Here is a 17,922-nt window from a genome sequence, read left to right on the forward strand (position 1 = left end):
GGCGCCGACGACGGCAACGTTGAAGCGACGGGTACTGGGGGTGTTCATCGGAATGGTCCGGAAGGGTGTGCAGGGGAGTGTCGTGGAGTGACGCGCGCGGCAGGCACCGGCCGGGCGCGCGCGCCGTCGCTGTCTTCGGGGGAACCCGCGCGGGACGACCCGCCGGCGGCTCCCCTATCGTTTCGCGGGAATCCCGCCCGCGGCCGGCGCGCCGATCGGCGTCGGCGGATCGCCGGCGCGCGGGCCGTGGCCGAGCGCGGCGATCAGGTTGTCGACCGCCAGCGACGCCATCGCGCGGCGCGTGGCCAGGCTGGCGCTGCCCACGTGCGGGGTCAGCACCACGTTGCGCAGCGCGAGCAGGCGCGGATTGACCGACGGCTCGCCTTCGAACACGTCGAGCGCGGCCGCGGCCAGGCGCCCATGCGAAAGCGCGTCGGCGAGCGCGTCCTCGTCCACGAGCCCGCCGCGGGCGATGTTGGTGAGCGTCGCGGTGGGCTTCATCTTCGCGAGGGCGGCGGCGTCGATCAGGTGGCGGGTGGCGGACGAATACGGCAGCACCAGGACCAGGTGGTCCGCGGCGCGCAGCAGTGTATCCAGATCGACCCAGGCCGCACGACTGTTGCTTTCGATACGTTCCGGCAGGCGGCTTCGGTTGTGGTACAGCACCCGCATGCCGAAGCCGAGCGCGCCGCGGCGGGCGACGCCCTGCCCGATCCGGCCCATGCCGAGGATGCCCAGGGTACTGCCGTGCACGTCGTGCCCCAGCAGGGTGTCGAACGACCACTGCGTCCAGCGCCCCTCGCGCAGCCAGCGCTCGCCTTCGGTGACCCGCCGCGCCGCCGCCATCAGCAGCGCGAAGGCCATGTCGGCCGTGGTCTCGGTGAGCACGTCGGGGGTGTTGGTGGCGACGATGCCGCGCGCGTGCAGCGCGGCGACGTCGAGGTTGTCGTAGCCCACCCCGACGTTGGCGACCGCGCGCAACGCAGTCGCGGACGCGATCTCGCCGGCGCCGATGCGCTCGTTGAGCGTGACAAGTGCCCCGCTGGCGTCGTGCAGCCTGTCGGCGATCGCATCCGGCGACCAGATGGTCACGTCCGTGGCGGCATCGAGTTCGAAGTGCTCGCCCAGGCGCGCGACGATGTCGCCGAACAGCGGCTGCGACACCCAGACCCGGGGCCGCGCCTCAGCCATCGGCGGACGCGGGGATGCGCGGCGACACCTCGCCCACGTCGCCGCACTGCGCCCGGTGGCGCAGCGCCTGGTCCATCAGCACCAGCGCCAGCATCGCCTCGCAGATCGGCGTGGCGCGGATGCCCACGCAGGGGTCGTGGCGGCCGGTGGTGATCACGTCGACGACGTTGCCGTCGACGTCCACGCCCTCGACCGGCAGGCGCAGGCTGGAGGTCGGCTTGAACGCCACCGACACCACCACCGGCTGGCCGGTGGAAATGCCGCCCAGCACCCCGCCGGCATGGTTGCTCAGGAAGCCGCCCGGCGTCATCACGTCGCGGTGCTGCGTGCCCTTCTGCGCCACGCAGGCGAAGCCGTCGCCGATCTCCACGCCCTTGACCGCGTTGATCGACATCATCGCCGCGGCCAGTTCGCCGTCGAGCTTGCCGTAGACCGGCTCGCCCCAGCCCGGCGGCACGCCGTCGGCGACCGCGACCACCTTCGCGCCGACCGAATCGCCCGACTTGCGCAGCGCATCCATATACGCCTCGAGTTCGGGCACCTGCCCGGCGCACGGCCAGAAGAACGGATTGTCCTCCACCGCCTCCCAGTCCTGCGCCCGCGGCAGCACGTCGCCGATCTGCGCCATGCAGCCGCGCACGCGCACGCCGTAGCGGTCCGCCAGCCATTTCTTCGCGATCACCGCCGCGGCCACGCGCATCGTGGTCTCGCGCGCCGACGAGCGCCCGCCGCCGCGTGGATCGCGGATGCCGTACTTGTGCCAGTAGGCGTAGTCGGCGTGGCCGGGACGGAACTGGCGCGCGATCTCGCGGTAGTCCTTGCTGCGCTGGTCGGTGTTGCGCACCAGCAGCGCGATCGGCGTGCCGGTGGTGAGGCCCTCGTACACGCCGGAGAGGATCTCGACCTCGTCCGCCTCACGCCGGGCCGAGGTGTGGCGGCTCTTGCCGGTGGCGCGGCGCGCCAGGTCTTGGGTGAAGTCCTCCACCGCGATCGCGATGCCCGGCGGGCAGCCGTCGATCACGCAGCCGATGGCCGGGCCGTGGGATTCGCCGAAGGTGGTGACGCGGAACAGATGGCCGAAGGTGTTCAAGCGGTCGATGCCCCTGGGGTCAGAACAGCCCGCCGCCCGTCGACGGCGCGGGCGCGAAGGCGCCTGGCGGCGCCGGGGCGGCGGCTTCGCGCGCGTCGGCCAGCGCCCGGATCCGCGCATGGTGCGCCACCAGGTCGTGGCGGTCGGCGACGAACACGCCCATCTGCCCGACCTTGAACTCGACCCACATCAGCGGCAGCTCCGGCAGCAGCCGGACCAGGTGCTGCTCGGACTCGCCGACCTCGCAGATCAGCAGCCCGTCGTCGGTCAGGTGCAGCGGCGCGTCACGCAGCATGCGCAGCACCAGGTCCAGGCCGTCGTCGCCGGCGCGCAGGCCGAGTTCGGGCTCGTAGGAATATTCCCGCGGCAGCGCGTCGGTCTCGGCGTTGGTCACGTAGGGCGGGTTGCTGACGATCAGGTCGTAGTGCTCGCCCTGCAGGTTGGAGAACAGGTCCGACTGCACGAACCGGGTGTTGCGCGAGAGCAGCCGCTGCGCGTTCTCGCGCGCCAGCGACAGCGCGTCCTCGCTGATATCGGCGCCGTCCACGTGCCAGTCCGGCTGGTAGTGCGCCATCGCGATCGCGATGCAGCCCGAGCCGGTGCACAGGTCGAGCGCGCGCCGCACCTCGCGTCCGCCGAGCCAGGGCTCGAAGCCGGCTTCGATCAGCTCCGCGATCGGCGAACGCGGCACCAGCGCGCGCGGATCGCTCTTGAAGCTCAGCCCAGCGAACCACGCTTCGCCGGTCAGGTAGGCGGCGGGCACGCGCTCCTCGATCCGGCGCAGGAACAGCGCCAGCACGTCCTCCTTCTCCGCCAGCGTCACCCGCGCCTGGCCGTAGGCGGGGCCCAGGTCGTGCGGCAGGTGCAGCGCGTGCAGGGTGAGCTGGGTGGCCTCGTCGATCGCGTTGTCGTAGCTGTGGCCGAACGTCAGCCCGGCCGCCTGGAAGCGGCTCGCGCCGTAGCGGATCAGGTCGATGATCGTCTGCAGTTCGTCGGTCATGGGCGCGGGCGTCGGGGCGGGATTCGGTGCCGGCATCGGGCGGGAGCCTCCCCGCGCGATCCGTCGTGCCGGCGCTGCGCGCGGGCCCGGCGCGGGCCGGCATGGCATCGCCGCAGCCCTGCCCGGCGCCGCGGGGGGACCGGCGAGTATAGCGGCGGCGGGGGTATCATGGCCGCACCGCACCTGGATCCCCGGATGTTCAACCGTACCGTCCTCATCGTCCTGCTGGTGGCCGTGTTCGCCGGCCTCGGCCTGCTGGCCTCGCGCCAGTTCCTGTCCGAGCCCGCCGCGCCGCAACCGGACCTGCGCGCGGTGAAACTGTTTCCCGCGCCACGCGAGATCCCGCCGTTCGCGCTGCAGCAGTCGGACGGCACCCAGCTGGTGCCCGGCGAGCTGCACGGGCACTGGACCCTGGTCTTCATCGGCTTCACGTTCTGCCCCGACGTGTGCCCCACGACGCTGGCGCAGCTGGGACAGGCGCAGCGGCAGTGGGAAGCGCTGCCCGAATCGACCCGGCCGCGCGTGCTGTTCGTGTCGGTCGACCCCGAGCGCGACTCGCCCGACCGGATCGGCGAGTACGCGCACGCGTTCCACCGCGATACCCTCGCCGCCACCGCCGACATTCCCTCGCTGGAAGCGTTCACCCGCTCGCTGTCGCTGGTGTTCGCCAAGGTGCCGGGACCCGACGGCGCCCCGGCCGACCAGTATTCGGTCGACCACAGCGCCTCGATGGCGGTGCTCGATCCGAAGGGCCGCATGGCCGGCGTCGTCACCGGCGCCGCGCTGGACGACCCGGCCGCGATCGCGGCGGACTTCGCCGCGCTCACTGCGGCGCCGCGTCCGTGAGCCTGGTCACCGCGCTCACCTATGCGCTCCCGCACCGGCTGCTGTCGTCGCTCGCGCGCTCGCTGGCGTATTCCGATTCGCCGCGCCTGCGCCGCTGGCTGATCGACACGGTCACGCGCCGCTTCGGCGTGGACCTGTCGGAAGCGGCGGAACCGGATCCGGCCGCCTATCCCACCTTCAATGCATTCTTCACCCGCGCGCTCAGGCCCGGCGCGCGCGTGCCCGACCCCGACCCGCGCGCCCTGCTGATGCCCGCCGACGGCCGCATCAGCCAGTGCGGGCCGATCGCGTCGGGACGCATCTTCCAGGCCAAGGGCCGCTCGTTCACCGCCGCCGAACTGCTGGGCAGCGAGGCCGCGGCCCGGCCCTACGACGACGGCCTGTTCGCCACGGTCTACCTGTCGCCGAAGGACTACCACCGCGTGCACATGCCCTGGACCGGGCGCCTGCTGGAAACCGTGCACGTGCCCGGGCGGCTGTTCTCGGTCGGCCCGGCGGCGGTGGCGCGGGTACCGCGGTTGTTCGCGCGCAACGAGCGCCTGGTGTGCCACTTCGAGACCGACTTCGGCCCGATGGCGGTGGTGATGGTGGGCGCGCTGCTGGTCTCGGGCGTGGAGACCGTCTGGAGCGGCGAGGAGATCCCGGCCTACGGCGACCGCATCACCAGCAGGACCTGGACCGGCGAGGACATCGTGCTGGAGCGGTTCGAGGAGATGGCGCGCTTCAACTACGGCTCGACCGTGGTCGTGCTGCTGCCGCCGGGCGTGGCCGCGCTGGAGCCGGGCCTGGGCGCGGAGTCGCCGGTCCGGCTGGGCCAGGCGCTGGCGCGGCGCACCGGGGCCTAGACAGCGCGACCGGCGCCGCAGGCAGCGTGCACGGTCGCGTCCGCTCCGCTAGCGGCACCCTTCGAGCCTGAGCTTCTGCCCCTGGCGCAGCAGGTACCGCGGTGCCTTCAGATCGTTGGCGGCGGCCAGCACCTTGGTGTCGCAGGCGTAGCGCTGGGAGATCGACACCAGCGTCTCGCCGCGGGCCACGCGATGGCTGCGCGGCGCCGCCGGCGCGGGCGCAGGTGTCGCAGCCGGTGCAGGTGCCGCCGGCACCGGCATGGTCGCGACGCTGCCGTCGGGCGCGGTCACCGTCTGCATGGCGCCCACCCGCACGATCGCGGTGGACGGGTCGCTGTCGACCAGCTGCCGCGCCAGTTCCGACCGCGGGCCCCGGGTGCACCAGCGCTCGTACAGGCCGGCCATGCGCACGGTGGCATTGAGCCGGGTGCCGGCGGGGATCCAGCTCTCCGCCTCGTACTGCGGGTTGAGGTTGCGCAGCACGCGCATGTAGCCGTCGCGGGTGCCGCCGTTGCCCAGGCAGATGGTCAGTTCGTAGATCGAGGCGGGGCGCTGGAGCGTGATCGTCGCCGTCCGCGCGTCGACCTTCGGGAAGGTCAATCCGTATTCCTTCGGATGCAGGTACAGCCACGCGGCCGCGATCACCATCGGCACGTAGTCCCGCGTCTCCGGCGGGAATTCGTTGTTCACGTCCGGATCCCAGAAGCTGCGCCCGCCGAACTCGCGGTACACGCGGCGCGCCCGCCCCTCGCCGCCGTTGTAGGCGGCCAGCCACAGTTCGATGTTGTTGCCGAGCTCGGCGTAGCGCTCGCCCAGGTACACCGCGGCGGCGTCGGCGGAGGCGCGCGGGTCGTAGCGGGTGTCGAAGCCGCGCCCGTCCGGCCCCAGGCCCAGGCGGCTGCCGGTCGCCGGCATGAACTGCAGCGGCCCGGCGGCGCCGGCGCGCGAGCGCGAGTGCACGCGGCCGTTGGACTCCTTGGCCAGGATGCCGAACAGCAGCGCCTCGGGCAGGCCGCGGCGCTTGAACGCCGGCGACATCATGTGCTGCATGTACTGGTAGTTCTCGTGGCTGGTGATCAGCGCCACGCGCATGTCGGTCAGCCAGCGGCGGATGCCGGCCTGCACCGCGGGATTCATCTGGACCCGCTCCAGGAACCTGCGATCCTCGGCGGCCAGCAGCGAGGCCGCGGTGGCGGCGTCGGGGACGTCGCCGGTGGGCAGGTCGCCGCCGTCGTCGACCAGGGTGTCGTCGCCGTCGGGCTCGACCACCCCGGCGGCGGCGTCGGCCTGCGCCTTGAGCAGGCGCTTGTAGCTCGCCAGCAGGTCGCCGGTGCCGCAGCCCTTGATCCGGCCGCATTCGACCAGGACGTCCTCCATGTCCTCCAGCGCGGCGTTGCTCTCGTCCAGCCCGGCCGGATCGGCGTTGCCGATCTTCACCAGCGCCTCGCGGTAGCGCGTTTCGGCCAAGGCCATGCGCTGGTTGAGCGCGTCGATCGCGGCCTGCGCGCGCCGCGACTGCGCCTGCGCGGGCGTGGCGATGACGCACGAGGCGAGGAGGACGGGAAGCAGCCACCAGCGTGCGGCACGGGACGGCAGGGACATCGACCACCAGGGAAAGCGAAAGCGGCCCGCAGGGTATCCGCTGCGCCACGGAGCCACAAGGAACGCGCGTCGCGTCTGGGACGCATCGCCGCCAGCGCCTAGAATCGGCGCGACTCCACACGGACCGCGCGCATGGACCCGATCCTCGTCGGCAAGGCGATCACCACCCCGGACGGCGGCCCCGTGCACCTGCTGCCGCGCTACGGCAACCGCCACGGGCTGGTCGCCGGCGCGACCGGCACCGGCAAGACGGTGACGCTGATGACCCTGGCCGAGGGCTTCTCGCGGATCGGGGTGCCGGTGTTCCTGGCCGACGTGAAGGGCGACGTGGCCGGCCTGGCGGTGCCGGGGACCGCGAACGAGAAGCTGCAGGCGCGGGTGGGGCAGATCGGCATCGACGGCTGGGCGCCGGAAGGCAGCCCGGTGGTGTTCTGGGATCTGTACGGCAGGCTCGGCCACCCGGTGCGCACCACGGTCAGCGAAATGGGCCCGACCCTGCTCTCGCGGATCCTGGAGCTCAACGACACCCAGTCGGGCGTGCTCGACATCGTGTTCAAGCTGGCCGACGACCGCGGCCTGCTGCTGCTCGACCTGGACGACCTGCGCGCCCTGCTCGGCCTGGTGGCGGACGAGCGCAAGACCATCTCCACCGACTACGGCCTGGTCAGCCCGCAGTCGATCGGCGCCATCCAGCGCGCGCTGCTGCGGCTGTCGCAGGACGGCGGCGACCACGTGTTCGGCGAGCCCGCGCTCGAGCTGCACGACCTGATGCGCACCACCCACGACGGTCGCGGCGTGGTCGGCATCCTGGCCGCGGACCAGCTGGTGCTGCGGCCGCGGCTGTATTCGAGCTTCCTGCTGTGGCTGCTGTCGGAACTGTTCGAGACCCTGCCCGAGGTCGGCGACCTGGACAGGCCGAAGCTGGTATTCGTGTTCGACGAGGCGCACCTGCTGTTCGACGACGCGCCGCCGGCGCTGCGCCAGCGGATCGAGCAGGTGGTGCGGATCATCCGCTCCAAGGGCGTGGGCGTGTACTTCTGCTCGCAGTTTCCCGACGACGTGCCCGACGACATCCTCGGCCAGCTCGGCAACCGCGTGCAGCACGCGCTGCGCGCCTTCACCCCGCGCGACCAGAAGGCGGTGCGCACGGCGGCCGAGACCTTCGTCGCCAACCCGCAACTGGATGTCGCGCAGGCGATCGGCAGGCTCGGCACCGGCGAGGCGCTGGTCTCCACGCTGCAGGACAAGGGCATCCCGATGCCGGTCGAGCACACCCTGGTCGCCCCGCCCCGCTGCCGCATGGGCGCGATCACCGACGCCGAGCGCGCGCAGGTGCGCGCCGGCAGCCCGGTCGGCGCGAAGTACGACACCGCGGTAAACCGCGAATCCGCCGCGGAACTGCTCGCCAGGCGCGCTGAAGCGGCGACCGCGCATTCCGGCGCGCCGGCGGCAAAGCGTGGCAACGAGGCCCCCGCGCCCGAGGAAGGCGGCATGGGCCGGGCGGTGAACGAATGGCTGTTCGGCACCAGACGCCGCCAGGGCGTGGTGCAGGCCGCCGGAAAGCAGGCCGCGCGCACGATCACCAACCGCATCGTCCGCGGCATCCTCGGCAGCATCCTGAAGTGATCCGCGCGCCGGCCGCACGACCCGTTCACCGCCACGGCGCCAGACTCGCTTTCCGCACCTCCCCTTCACAAGGAGACGCCCCATGGCCCATCGCCCCATGATCCGCCTCGCCCTCGCCACGCTCGCATGCGCGCTGGCCGCTTGCCGGCCCGATCCGGAGCCCAGCCCCGACCCCGCACCGGAACCGCTCGCGTCGGCGACGACCGCGGATGCGGGCGCGCTTGGGGGCACCGATGCCAGCGCGGTGGTGCACCACGCGCCGAAGGATCCGGCCGGGTTCGACCGCAAGGCATTCGCCGGTGCGTTCGCCGGCACCCTGCCCTGCGCGGACTGCCCGGGCATCGACACCAGCATGCAGATCGGCGACGACGGCACCTTCCGCCTGACCGAGACCTGGCGGGACCGCGATAGGCGCACCGAAACGGCTGGCACATGGACCATCGATGCCGACGGCACCCGGCTGCAGCTGGATCCGGACAGCAAGGAGGCGGACGACCGCTGGTTCGAGATCGTCTCCAAGGACGAGATCCGCATGCTCGACACCAACGGCGAGGCCATCGCCGGCACGCCCAACACCAGCCTGCGCCGCGGCTGACCGCGCCGCCTTGGGTCGCTGGCGTCCTCCCGCCGAATCGAGCACCGCGCTGGTCACGCCGGAGGGCCACGCACGGCTGAAGGCCGAGCTCGACGATCTGTGGCGGGTGCGGCGCCCCGAGGTGGTGAAGGCGCTCGCTGCCGCGGCCGCCGAGGGCGACCGCTCCGAGAACGCCGAATACACCTACCGCAAGAAGCAGCTGGGCGAGATCGACCGGCGCGTGCGCTACCTCGGCAAGCGCCTGGAAACGCTGCGGGTGGTGGACACGGTGCCGTCGGATCCGCAGGCGGTGTTCTTCGGCGCCATCGTCGAGGTGGAGGACGCGGCGAGCGGGCAGATCGCGTGCTATCGCGTCGTCGGCCCGGACGAGACCGACGCCCGCCGCGGCTGGATCAGCATCGACTCGCCGCTCGCCCGCGCGATGCTGAAAAAGCGCGTCGACGACGAGTTCGAGGCGCTGCTGCCGGCCGGACCGGCGCGCTTCTTCATCCTCGACGTGCGCTACGGCGACTGAGCGCCGGGCCGTGCGTCAGGCCGGCGCTTCCGGGTCGCGGTCGATGTCGTCGAGCACCTCGCCGCGCTCGCGCGCGCGCCGCGCCAGCGCGATGTAGCGGGCGCGGAAGGCGTCGATCTCGCGATCGCCCAGCTCCTCCAGGTCCAGCAGTGCGTTGTGCGCGTCGCGCGTCACCCGGATCAGTTCGTCGAGCTTGATCTGCATCGCCTCGGTGTCGCGGTTCTGGGTGTTCTGGATCAGGAACACCATCAGGAAGGTGATGATGGTGGTACCGGTGTTGATCACCAGCTGCCAGGTGTCGCTGAAGCCGAACAGCGGACCGGTCAGGGCCCAGGCCGCGATCACGCCCAGCGCCAGCACGAAGCACAGCGAGCGGCCGGTGAAGCGCGAGGCCGCCTTCGCCAGACGGATGAACAGAACGTCGCCGATCATGGCGCCTGCTCCAGGTGGGAAGACGCCGCCGAGTATGCGTCCGTGCGCGGCGGCCGGACAGTCGCTCGGCGCGGGCGCCGGCGCGCCGGCGTCAGCCCAGCATGCGCAGCGGCGCGACGGTCTCGCCGTACAGGTCGTGCTCGTCGCTGCCCAGGATGCGCACGTCGACGAAGTCGCCCGGTTGCAGGCCCGCCTCGCGGCCGTCCTGCACCTGCACCACGCCGTCGATCTCGGGCGCATCGGCCATCGAACGCGCGATCGCGAGTTCGCCGTCGACCAGGTCCACCAGGCAGCGCTGCACGCTGCCGACCTTCGCCTCGAGGATCTGCGCCGAGATCTCCGCCTGCACCTCCATGAAGCGGGCCAGGCGTTCCTGCTTGACCGCCTCGGGTACCGGGTCGGGCAGCGCGTTCGCGGTGGCGCCCTCCACCGGCGAATACGCGAACGCCCCCACCCGGTCCAGCCGCACCTCGCGCAGGAAGTCGAGCAGTTCCTCGAACTCGGCCTCGGTCTCGCCGGGGAAGCCGACGATGAAGGTGCTGCGGATCGTGAGCTCCGGGCAGATCGCGCGCCAGCGGGCGATGCGCTCGATCACGCGGTCGACCGCGCCGGGGCGCTTCATCAGCCGCAGGATGCGCGGGCTGGCGTGCTGGAACGGGATGTCCAGGTAGGGCAGCAGCCGGCCTTCGGCCATCAGCGGGATGGTGTCGTCCACGTGCGGATACGGATACACGTAGTGCAGCCGCGTCCACACGCCGAGTTCGGACAGCCCCTCGCACAGCGAACGCATGCGCGTGTCGTAGTCGCGACCGCGCCACTGTCCGCCGGCGTAGCGCCGGTCGACGCCGTAGGCGGAGGTGTCCTGCGAGACCACCAGCAGTTCGCGCACTCCGCCGCGCTCGACCAGCCGCTCGGCCTCGCGCAACACTTCGTCCACCGGGCGCGAGACCAGGTCGCCCCGCATCGAGGGAATGATGCAGAAGCTGCAGCGGTGGTTGCAGCCTTCGGAAATCTTCAGGTACGCGTAGTGTTTCGGCGTGAGCTTGATGCCGATGTCGTCCTCGCGCGCGCGCCGCGGCACCAGGTCGACGAACGGGTCGTGGCGCGGCGGCAGCGCGCCGTGCACCGCGCGCATCACGCTGGCGTAGTCCTGCGGCCCGCTGATCGAGAGCACGTCGGGGTACTGCTCGCGGATCAGCTCCGAGCGCTTGCCCAGGCAGCCGGTCACGATCACCTTGCCGTTCTCGGCCATCGCCTCGCCGATCGCGTCCAGCGACTCGGCCACCGCCGAGTCGATGAAGCCGCAGGTGTTGACCACCACCACGTCCGCATCGTCGTAGCTCTGGACCAGGTCGTAGCCCTCGACCCGGAGCTGGGTGAGGATGCGCTCGGAATCCACCAGCGCCTTGGGGCAGCCGAGGCTGACGAAACCGACCTTGGGACTGGCAGCGGACATGGGGAACCGGGCGCGGAGAGGGCGCGCGACGCGAGGCGCGTCACGGGGCGCGAATTATAGCCTCGGCTAGAATCGGGCCCTCCGCCGGATGGAGCCTGCCATGGGCCGCGACATCGTCATCCACGGACCGCAGGGGCCGGTCGACGCCTGGCGCGCCGACCCGCCGGAGCACGCCGCCGCGCTGGGCGCGGTGGTGGTGGTGCAGGAGATCTTCGGAGTCAACGACCACATCCGCAGCGTGGCCGAGGGCTTCGCCGCGGCCGGCTACGTCGCGCTGGCGCCCGCGCTGTTCGACCCGGTGGCGCGCAACGTCGAACTGGGCTACGACGAGGCCGGCTTCGCCCGCGGCCGCGCCCTGGTGGAGGAACTCGGCACCGACCGCGCGGTGGCGGTGATCGCGGCCGCCGCGGGGCAGCTGCAGGACGAAGGACTGAAGACGGCGGTCGTCGGCTTCTGCTGGGGCGGCAGCATGGCGCTGCTGGCTAATACCCGGCTCGGGCTGCCGGCGGTGTCCTACTACGGGGCGCGCTCGCGCCCGTTCCTTGGCGAACCGCTGCGCGCGCCGATGCTGTTCCATTTCGGCGGCGAGGACGCCACGACGCCGGACGAGGACATCCGGGCCCACCGCCAGCCTGGCCCGAGGCCGGGATCCACGTGTATCCGGGCGCCGGCCATGCCTTCAACCGCGATGTCGATGCCCGCTACTTCCATCCCGCCAGCGCGGCGCTCGCACGCAAGCGTACGCTGGCCTTCCTGGATGCCGCGCTGCGAGGACCGGAGGCCCCATGAATGCGAACGCCCACGGCCCCTACGCGCTGGATGAGCAGCTCGCGGCCGACACCCACCCGCTGGCCGCGCTCGACCTGTGCGACCTGCGCCTGATGGACGACGCCAACTACCCCTGGCTGGTGCTGGTGCCGCGCGTGGCCGGGGCGCGCGAACTGCTCGACCTCGACGCCGCCCAGCGCCACCGCCTCACCGACGAGATCGACCTGGCCGGGCGTGCGCTGCGCGAGGTATTCCACCCGTTCAAGCTCAACGTTGCCGCGCTCGGCAACCTGGTGCCGCAGCTGCACGTGCACGTGATCGCGCGCTTCCAGGACGACCCGGCCTGGCCGGCACCGGTCTGGGGACGCGTGGCCGCACGCCCGTATTCGCCCGATGCGCTGGTCGGGCGCATCCGACTGCTCGAGGCCGCGCTGCGCGCGTGAGCGGCGTCGCGATCGAGCCGCTCGGCGAGGACGCGCTGCTGCTGCGCTTGGACCGCCGCATCGATCCTGCGGTGAACGCGCGCGTGCATGCGCTGGCGCGGCGGATCGAGGCCGCGCGCTGGCCGTGGGTGCGGGAGGTGGTGCCGGCCTACGCGTCGCTCGCGGTGTGCCTGGCGCAGGACGCCTGCGACGATGCCGGCGGGATCGACGCCACAGCCGAGGCCCTGCGCGTCCTGCTGGCCGGCGGTGACGATCCGGATGATGCGCGCGCGGCGGCTGCGCCGCCGATCGAGATCCCCGTCTGCCATGCGCCGGCGTTCGCGCCGGACCTGGACGCGGTGGCGGCGCATGCCGGCCTGTCCACGGCCGAGGTGATCGCACTGCACTGCGCGGGGGACTACCGGGTGGCGATGACCGGGTTCGCGCCGGGCTTCCCGTACCTGCTGGGCCTGGATCCGCGCCTGGCGATGCCGCGCCGGGGCACGCCGCGCACCCGCGTACCCGCGGGCAGCGTGGCGATCGGCGGCGCGCAGACCGGCATCTATCCGCGCGAAGGCCCGGGCGGGTGGCAGCTCATCGGCCGCACACCGGTGACGCTGTTCGACCCGCATCGCGATCCGCCCTGCCTGCTGTCGGCCGGTGCGCGGGTGCGCTTCGTCGCGATCGACGAAGACGCGTTCCGCGCCGCGAGCGGGGACCGCGCCCCATGAGCATCGAAGTGCTCGCCCCCGGGCTGGCGACGCTGATCCAGGACGGGGGCCGAGCGGGCCTGCGCCACCTCGGCATCGGCAGCGCCGGCGCGCTGGACCCGTGGGCGTTCGCGCTGGCGAACCTCGTCGTCGGCAATCCGCCCGGCGCGCCGGTGCTGGAGATCACCCTGTCCGGGCCGACGCTGCGCTTCCATGCGCCGGCGCGGATCGTGCTGTGCGGGGCCGCGGTCGAGGCCGAGGTCGATGGCGTGCCGGTGCCGGGTCATCGCTGCGTCGACCTGCCGGCCGGCAGCGCGCTGCACATCGGGCGCTGCACGGCCGGCGCACGCGCCTACCTCGCCGTGGCCGGCGGCCTGTCCGTGGCGGCGACCCTGGGCAGCGCGAGTACCGACCTGCGCGGCGGCTTCGGCGGCCAGGCGGGGCGCGTCCTGCGCCGGGGCGACCAGCTGGCCATGTGCCCGGCGTCCATCGACGTGGCGGCATTGCGGATCGCACCCTGGTGGATCGAGCCGGCCTGCGACGACCGTCCGAGGGGCGCGGAACCCCTGGTGCGCGTGCTGCCCGGCAGCGACACCACCATCCCACCGGATGCACTGCTCGGGCCCGCGTGGCAGGTGCGCCCCGACAGCAGCCGCCAGGGCCTGCGCCTGGCAGGGCCTGCACTCGCACGGGAAGACGACAGCGAACGCGTGTCCGAACCGGTGATGCCGGGCACGATCCAGCTGCCCGCCGATGGCCAGCCGATCGTGCTGCTGGCCGATGCCCAGACCCATGGCGGCTATCCGCGCATCGGCCATGCGATCCGCGCCGACTGGCCGCTGCTGGCGCAGCTGCGGCCCGGCGACCGGGTGCGGTTTGCCGCCTGCACGCACGCGCAGGCGCGCGACGCGCTTTGCCGCCAGCGCCAGCGCCTGCATAGAATCGCACTGGCTCTCGATGCGAAGCGCGCCCTTGCTTGACCGGATCGATTTCAACTGCGACCTCGGCGAAGGCTGCGGCCAGGATGCCGCGATCGTGCCCTACATCAGCTCGGCCAGCATCGCCTGCGGCGGTCACGCCGGAAGCGACGACACCATGCGCGAGGCCGTGGCCCTGTGCCGTGCGCACCGCGTGGCGATCGGCGCGCATCCCTCGTTCGTCGACCGCGAGTACTTCGGCCGTCGCGAACTCGCGCTGGGGCCCGGCGCGATCCACGTGCTGGTACTGGCGCAGGTGCGGCGGCTGGCGGCGATCTGCACTGCCGCCGGCGCGCCGCTGCGCCACGTCAAACCGCACGGTGCGCTGTACAACCTCGCCGCGCGCGACCACGACGTCGCCGATGCCATCGCCGCCGCGGTGCATGCGATCGACCCGGCGCTGTGGCTGTACGCCCTGTCGGGGTCGGCACTGGCCGAGGCCGGGCGCCTCGCGGGCCTGTCCGTGGCCGAGGAAGCCTTCGCCGAGCGCCGCTACGCCGCCGATGGCCGGCTGGCGCCGCGCACGCAGGCCGGTTCCGTCATCGACAGCCTCGATGCCGCGCTGGAACAGGTGCGGAGCCTGCTGCACGACGGCGCGGTCACCGCGCTGGACGGCAGCCGCGTCGCGGCGCGCGCCGACACCCTGTGCCTGCACGGCGACCGGCCCGACGCGCCCGCCTTCGCCGCCGCGCTGCACGAGGCGCTGCGGGCGGACAGCATCCGCATCCGCGCGCCCGGCGCCGACGCATGAACTGGTGGCCGCTGCTGGGCATCGCCCTGGTCGTGCTCGGCTTCGTGCTGCGGCTCAATCCCGCACTGGTCGTGGTCGTGGCCGGGATCGCGACCGGCCTGCTCGCCGGGATCACGCCGCTGGACGTGCTGGCGCTGATCGGCGAGGCGTTCACCAAGCAGCGCTATCTCGCGCTGTTCCTGCTCACGTTGCCGGCGATCGGGCTGCTCGAACGCCATGGTCTGAAGGAACGCGCGCAGCAGTGGATCGCGCGCCTGCGCGGCGCGACCACGGGCCGCGCGCTGGCCGCCTACCTCGGCGGCCGGCAGCTGCTGTCCGCGCTGGGGCTGGTCGACCTGGGCGGCCATGCGCAGACGGTGCGCCCGCTGATGGCGCCGATGGCCGTGGGCGCGGCCGAGAACGCGCACGGCACGCTGCCCGAGGCCACGGTCGAGCGGATCAAGGCGATGACCGCCGCCAGCGAGAACGTCGGCCGGTTCTTCGGCGAGGACGTGTTCATCGCCTTCGGCGCGGTGCTGCTGATGCAGGGCTTCTTCGCCGAGCACGGCATCGTGCTCGAACCGCTGCACATCGCGCTGTGGGGCATCCCGACCGCCATCTGCGCCTTCCTGATCCACGCCTCGCGCCTGCTGCGGATGGACGCGCAGCTGGCGCGCGAGGCGGCGGCGCTGCGGGATGCGGCCGCGCGGAACGCCCCGGCACCGGAGCGCGGGCCGTGATCACGCTGTCGATGGTCTACTGGCTCGCCGGCGCCTACCTGCTGGCGGTGGCCGCGCTCGGCCTGCGCGACCGGCACAATCCGCGCCGCCATGCGACCGCGCTGTTCTGGGGCCTGCTCGGGCTGATGTTCCTGGCCGCGGACCGGCTCGCGCCGGCCGTGGTCGGCGTGGTGGTCGTGGTGCTGGCGGTCCTGGCCGGCTTCGGCGGGCTCGGCCGCGGCCGCTACGACGAGCCCTCGCCGGAGGCCAAGCGCGCCGAGGCCTTGCGCCTGGGCAACCGCCTGTTCTGGCCGGCGCTGCTGATTCCCGGCGTCTGCGTGCTGCTGGCGGTGGTGCTGAAGGATGTCTCGTTCGGCGGCCGGTACCTGCTCGGTCGCGAACAGACCACCCTGGTCGCGCTGGGCGTGGCCTGCGTGGTCGCAGCGATCGCCGCCTGCCGGCTCACGCGGCAGACGCCCTGGAGCGCGGTGGAGCAGTCGCGGCGGCTGATCGACGCGGTGGGCTGGGCGGCGCTCCTGCCGCTGCTGCTGGCGACCCTGGGCGGCGTGTTCGCGGCGGCGGGCGTGGGCGAGGCGGTGGCGGCACTGGTGGAGATGGCGATCCCGGTCGACAACCGCTTCGTGGTGGTGCTGGCCTACGCGCTCGGGATGGCGCTGTTCACAATGGTCATGGGCAACGCGTTCGCCGCGTTCCCGGTGATGACCGCCGGCATCGGCCTGCCGCTGCTGGTGCAGCTGCACGGCGCCGATGCCGCGCCGCTGGCGGCGATCGGCATGCTGTCGGGCTACTGCGGCACCCTGCTCACGCCGATGGCGGCGAACTTCAACCTGGTGCCCGCGGCGCTGCTGGAGCTGAAGGATCCGAACGCGGTGATTCGCCAGCAGGTGGCGACTGCGCTGCCGCTGCTGGTCTGCAACATCGCATTGATGTACTTCATCGTCTTCCGATGAGCACCCGGGGCCCGCGCATGCGCAACGTTCTGCTCACCGGCTTCGCGCCGTTCGATGGCGCCGCTTGCAATCCGAGCTGGGACGCGGCGCGCGTGCTCGATGGCGAGGACGTCGCGGGCCACCGCATCGTGGCACGCAGGCTCCCGGTCGAGTTCGGCGTGGCGCGCGACGCGCTGCGCCAGGCGATCCGGGAACTGCGCCCGGCGCTGGTCCTGTGTACCGGGCTGGCCTCCGGGCGCAGCGCGATCTCGCTCGAGCGCGTGGCGATCAATGTCGACGATGCTCGCATCCCCGACAACGCCGGCCGCCAGCCGGTCGACGCGCCGGTGGTGCGCCGCGGCCCGGCGGCCTATTTCTCGACCCTGCCGATCAAGGCGATGTACGCGGCGATCGGCGAGGCCGGCATTCCGGTGGAGGTCTCGCAGAGCGCCGGCACCTATGTCTGCAACCACGTGTTCTACGGCCTGATGCACGCGCTGCGCGGCCGCAGGATACGCGCGGGCTTCGTGCACGTACCGCCGGCCCTGGACCCGAGCGCCGAGAACGGATCCGGAGGCGCGTTGACCCACGACCAGATCGTCGCGGCCCTGCGCATCGCGCTCCGCGTGGCGCTCACCACGCAGCGGGACCGGCGCATCGGCGCCGGCGCGACGGAGTAGCCGGGCGCGCGGCCCGCCCCGTCCGCTCAGGTGCGCTCAGGTCCGGGGAAGCGTGACGCCCGTCTGCCCCTGGTACTTGCCCCCGCGATCCTTGTACGAGGTTTCGCACACGTCGTCCGCATCGGACTGGAAGAACAGCATCTGCGCCACGCCCTCGTTGGCGTAGATGCGCGCCGGCAGCGGCGTGGTATTGGAGAACTCCAGGGTCACGTGCCCCTCCCACTCCGGCTCCAGCGGCGTGACGTTGACGATGATCCCGCAGCGCGCGTAGGTACTCTTGCCCAGGCACACCACCAGGGTGTCGCGCGGAATGCGGAAATACTCGACCGTGCGCGCCAGCGCGAACGAGTTCGGCGGGATGATGCACTCGTCGGCCTCGATGTCGACGAAGCTCTTGGGATCGAAATGCTTGGGATCGACGATCGTGGAGTTGATGTTGGTAAACACCTTGAACTCGCGCGAGCAGCGCACGTCGTAGCCGTAGCTGGACGTCCCGTAGCTGACGATGCGCCCGCCCGCGGCCTGCTTCACCTGGCCCGGCTCGTAGGGCTCGATCATCCCGTGCTGCTCGGACATGCGCCGGATCCAGCGGTCGCTCTTGATGCTCATGCGGTGTTCCCTGCGGCGCGCGGCCGGAAGCGCGCATTGTAGGGGGGGGCCGGCCCGCCGTCAGCCGTCGGCGCCCGCTGGTTCTGCGCGTCGCGCGGGTTGCCTTACGCTCGAAGGCGGCACGAGGCCGGAAGCGTAGTCGCCCCATCCGCCGGTGGTC

General features: G+C 72.5%; 19 protein-coding genes and 2 pseudogenes. 14 read left to right on the forward strand and 7 right to left on the reverse strand.

The window, feature by feature from the left end:
* Window positions 1-174 precede the first annotated feature (174 nt).
* The 3 genes and pseudogenes from QFW80_RS02825 to prmB all read right to left on the reverse strand — a co-directional run.
* Window positions 175-1,191: a 2-hydroxyacid dehydrogenase gene (locus tag QFW80_RS02825; protein WP_280599604.1), complete on the reverse strand. Its 1,017-nt coding sequence runs from the start codon at window positions 1,189-1,191 to the stop codon at window positions 175-177.
* Window positions 1,184-2,281 (reverse strand): chorismate synthase, encoded by a 1,098-nt coding sequence (gene aroC, locus QFW80_RS02830; RefSeq protein WP_280599606.1) that lies wholly within the window; start codon window positions 2,279-2,281, stop codon window positions 1,184-1,186. The genes QFW80_RS02825 and aroC overlap by 8 nt, the downstream gene beginning before the upstream one ends.
* A gap of 88 nt (window positions 2,282-2,369) precedes the next feature.
* Window positions 2,370-3,317, reverse strand: a pseudogene (gene prmB / locus QFW80_RS02835) (50S ribosomal protein L3 N(5)-glutamine methyltransferase); the annotation flags it as partial.
* Window positions 3,318-3,476: 159 nt separating this feature from the next.
* Between prmB and QFW80_RS02840 the strand changes: the two are divergent.
* Complete coding sequence (locus QFW80_RS02840) at window positions 3,477-4,127, forward strand: SCO family protein (RefSeq protein ID WP_280599608.1); 651 nt, start codon at window positions 3,477-3,479, stop codon at window positions 4,125-4,127.
* On the forward strand, window positions 4,124-4,972 hold the full coding sequence (gene asd, locus QFW80_RS02845) for an archaetidylserine decarboxylase (RefSeq protein ID WP_280599610.1): 849 nt from the start codon (window positions 4,124-4,126) through the stop codon (window positions 4,970-4,972). Before QFW80_RS02840 ends, asd begins: the two co-directional genes overlap by 4 nt.
* 48 nt (window positions 4,973-5,020) lie before the next feature.
* Here asd and QFW80_RS02850 read toward each other — a convergent pair whose 3' ends face one another.
* Window positions 5,021-6,574, reverse strand: a complete 1,554-nt coding sequence (locus QFW80_RS02850) for a transglycosylase SLT domain-containing protein (protein WP_280599611.1) — start codon at window positions 6,572-6,574, stop codon at window positions 5,021-5,023.
* Between the two features lie 132 nt (window positions 6,575-6,706).
* On the opposite strand from QFW80_RS02850, the gene QFW80_RS02855 reads away from it, so the two are divergent.
* The 3 genes from QFW80_RS02855 to greB all read left to right on the forward strand — a co-directional run bounded on the left by QFW80_RS02855 (window position 6,707) and on the right by greB (window position 9,309).
* Window positions 6,707-8,200 carry a helicase HerA-like domain-containing protein gene (locus QFW80_RS02855; RefSeq protein ID WP_280599613.1) on the forward strand — a complete coding sequence of 498 codons (1,494 nt, stop codon included), beginning with the start codon at window positions 6,707-6,709 and terminating at the stop codon, window positions 8,198-8,200.
* An 82-nt stretch (window positions 8,201-8,282) separates the two neighbouring features.
* The gene (locus QFW80_RS02860; protein ID WP_280599614.1) at window positions 8,283-8,795 is read left to right on the forward strand and encodes a copper resistance protein NlpE; all 513 of its coding nucleotides are present in this window, start codon (window positions 8,283-8,285) and stop codon (window positions 8,793-8,795) included.
* A 10-nt stretch (window positions 8,796-8,805) separates the two neighbouring features.
* A complete protein-coding gene (greB, locus tag QFW80_RS02865) occupies window positions 8,806-9,309 on the forward strand; it encodes a transcription elongation factor GreB (protein WP_280599615.1) in 504 nt (167 codons plus the stop codon).
* 15 nt (window positions 9,310-9,324) lie between these two features.
* On the opposite strand, the gene QFW80_RS02870 is transcribed toward greB, so the two are convergent.
* A complete protein-coding gene (locus QFW80_RS02870; protein WP_280599616.1) occupies window positions 9,325-9,741 on the reverse strand; it encodes a low affinity iron permease family protein in 417 nt (138 codons plus the stop codon).
* A gap of 91 nt (window positions 9,742-9,832) precedes the next feature.
* On the reverse strand, window positions 9,833-11,197 hold the full coding sequence (rimO, locus tag QFW80_RS02875) for a 30S ribosomal protein S12 methylthiotransferase RimO (protein ID WP_280599618.1): 1,365 nt from the start codon (window positions 11,195-11,197) through the stop codon (window positions 9,833-9,835).
* A 100-nt stretch (window positions 11,198-11,297) separates the two neighbouring features.
* Between rimO and QFW80_RS02880 the strand changes: the two are divergent.
* The 9 genes and pseudogenes from QFW80_RS02880 to pcp all read left to right on the forward strand — a co-directional run.
* A pseudogene (locus QFW80_RS02880) lies at window positions 11,298-11,753 on the forward strand (dienelactone hydrolase family protein); the annotation flags it as partial.
* 98 nt (window positions 11,754-11,851) lie between these two features.
* Entirely contained in the window at window positions 11,852-11,986 is a 135-nt protein-coding gene (locus QFW80_RS02885; RefSeq protein ID WP_280599931.1) for a dienelactone hydrolase family protein, read from the forward strand.
* A complete protein-coding gene (locus QFW80_RS02890) occupies window positions 11,983-12,408 on the forward strand; it encodes an HIT domain-containing protein (protein WP_280599620.1) in 426 nt (141 codons plus the stop codon). The genes QFW80_RS02885 and QFW80_RS02890 overlap by 4 nt, the downstream gene beginning before the upstream one ends.
* Window positions 12,405-13,118, forward strand: a complete 714-nt coding sequence (gene pxpB / locus QFW80_RS02895; protein WP_280599622.1) for a 5-oxoprolinase subunit PxpB — start codon at window positions 12,405-12,407, stop codon at window positions 13,116-13,118. The genes QFW80_RS02890 and pxpB overlap by 4 nt, the downstream gene beginning before the upstream one ends.
* Window positions 13,115-14,077, forward strand: coding sequence for a 5-oxoprolinase subunit C family protein (locus QFW80_RS02900; protein WP_280599623.1), 963 nt, complete (start codon window positions 13,115-13,117; stop codon window positions 14,075-14,077). Before pxpB ends, QFW80_RS02900 begins: the two co-directional genes overlap by 4 nt.
* The gene (locus QFW80_RS02905) at window positions 14,070-14,825 is read left to right on the forward strand and encodes a 5-oxoprolinase subunit PxpA (protein WP_280599625.1); all 756 of its coding nucleotides are present in this window, start codon (window positions 14,070-14,072) and stop codon (window positions 14,823-14,825) included. Before QFW80_RS02900 ends, QFW80_RS02905 begins: the two co-directional genes overlap by 8 nt.
* Complete coding sequence (locus tag QFW80_RS02910) at window positions 14,822-15,544, forward strand: DUF969 domain-containing protein (RefSeq protein ID WP_280599626.1); 723 nt, start codon at window positions 14,822-14,824, stop codon at window positions 15,542-15,544. Before QFW80_RS02905 ends, QFW80_RS02910 begins: the two co-directional genes overlap by 4 nt.
* A complete protein-coding gene (locus tag QFW80_RS02915; RefSeq protein ID WP_280599628.1) occupies window positions 15,541-16,494 on the forward strand; it encodes a DUF979 domain-containing protein in 954 nt (317 codons plus the stop codon). The genes QFW80_RS02910 and QFW80_RS02915 overlap by 4 nt, the downstream gene beginning before the upstream one ends.
* 17 nt (window positions 16,495-16,511) lie before the next feature.
* Window positions 16,512-17,153, forward strand: coding sequence for a pyroglutamyl-peptidase I (gene pcp / locus QFW80_RS02920; protein ID WP_280599630.1), 642 nt, complete (start codon window positions 16,512-16,514; stop codon window positions 17,151-17,153).
* 36 nt (window positions 17,154-17,189) lie between these two features.
* Here the strand turns inward: pcp and dcd are convergent, their stop codons facing one another.
* Window positions 17,190-17,762, reverse strand: a complete 573-nt coding sequence (dcd, locus tag QFW80_RS02925) for a dCTP deaminase (protein WP_280599631.1) — start codon at window positions 17,760-17,762, stop codon at window positions 17,190-17,192.
* Between the last annotated feature and the right edge of the window lie 160 nt (window positions 17,763-17,922).

The sequence above is a fragment of the Luteimonas rhizosphaericola genome, assembly GCF_029888045.1.
Lineage (GTDB): Bacteria > Pseudomonadota > Gammaproteobacteria > Xanthomonadales > Xanthomonadaceae > Luteimonas > Luteimonas rhizosphaericola.

Coding starts and splice junctions, on each gene's coding strand:
- QFW80_RS02855 (WP_280599613.1), top strand. CDS start 6,707: ATGGACCCGATCCTCGTCGGCAAGGCGATCACCACCCCGGACGGCGGC.
- dcd (WP_280599631.1), bottom strand. CDS start 17,762: ATGAGCATCAAGAGCGACCGCTGGATCCGGCGCATGTCCGAGCAGCAC.
- QFW80_RS02900 (WP_280599623.1), top strand. CDS start 13,115: ATGAGCATCGAAGTGCTCGCCCCCGGGCTGGCGACGCTGATCCAGGAC.
- QFW80_RS02890 (WP_280599620.1), top strand. CDS start 11,983: ATGAATGCGAACGCCCACGGCCCCTACGCGCTGGATGAGCAGCTCGCG.
- QFW80_RS02850 (WP_280599611.1), bottom strand. CDS start 6,574: ATGTCCCTGCCGTCCCGTGCCGCACGCTGGTGGCTGCTTCCCGTCCTC.
- QFW80_RS02825 (WP_280599604.1), bottom strand. CDS start 1,191: ATGGCTGAGGCGCGGCCCCGGGTCTGGGTGTCGCAGCCGCTGTTCGGC.
- pcp (WP_280599630.1), top strand. CDS start 16,512: ATGCGCAACGTTCTGCTCACCGGCTTCGCGCCGTTCGATGGCGCCGCT.
- rimO (WP_280599618.1), bottom strand. CDS start 11,197: ATGTCCGCTGCCAGTCCCAAGGTCGGTTTCGTCAGCCTCGGCTGCCCC.
- QFW80_RS02860 (WP_280599614.1), top strand. CDS start 8,283: ATGGCCCATCGCCCCATGATCCGCCTCGCCCTCGCCACGCTCGCATGC.
- QFW80_RS02840 (WP_280599608.1), top strand. CDS start 3,477: ATGTTCAACCGTACCGTCCTCATCGTCCTGCTGGTGGCCGTGTTCGCC.
- QFW80_RS02910 (WP_280599626.1), top strand. CDS start 14,822: ATGAACTGGTGGCCGCTGCTGGGCATCGCCCTGGTCGTGCTCGGCTTC.
- QFW80_RS02870 (WP_280599616.1), bottom strand. CDS start 9,741: ATGATCGGCGACGTTCTGTTCATCCGTCTGGCGAAGGCGGCCTCGCGC.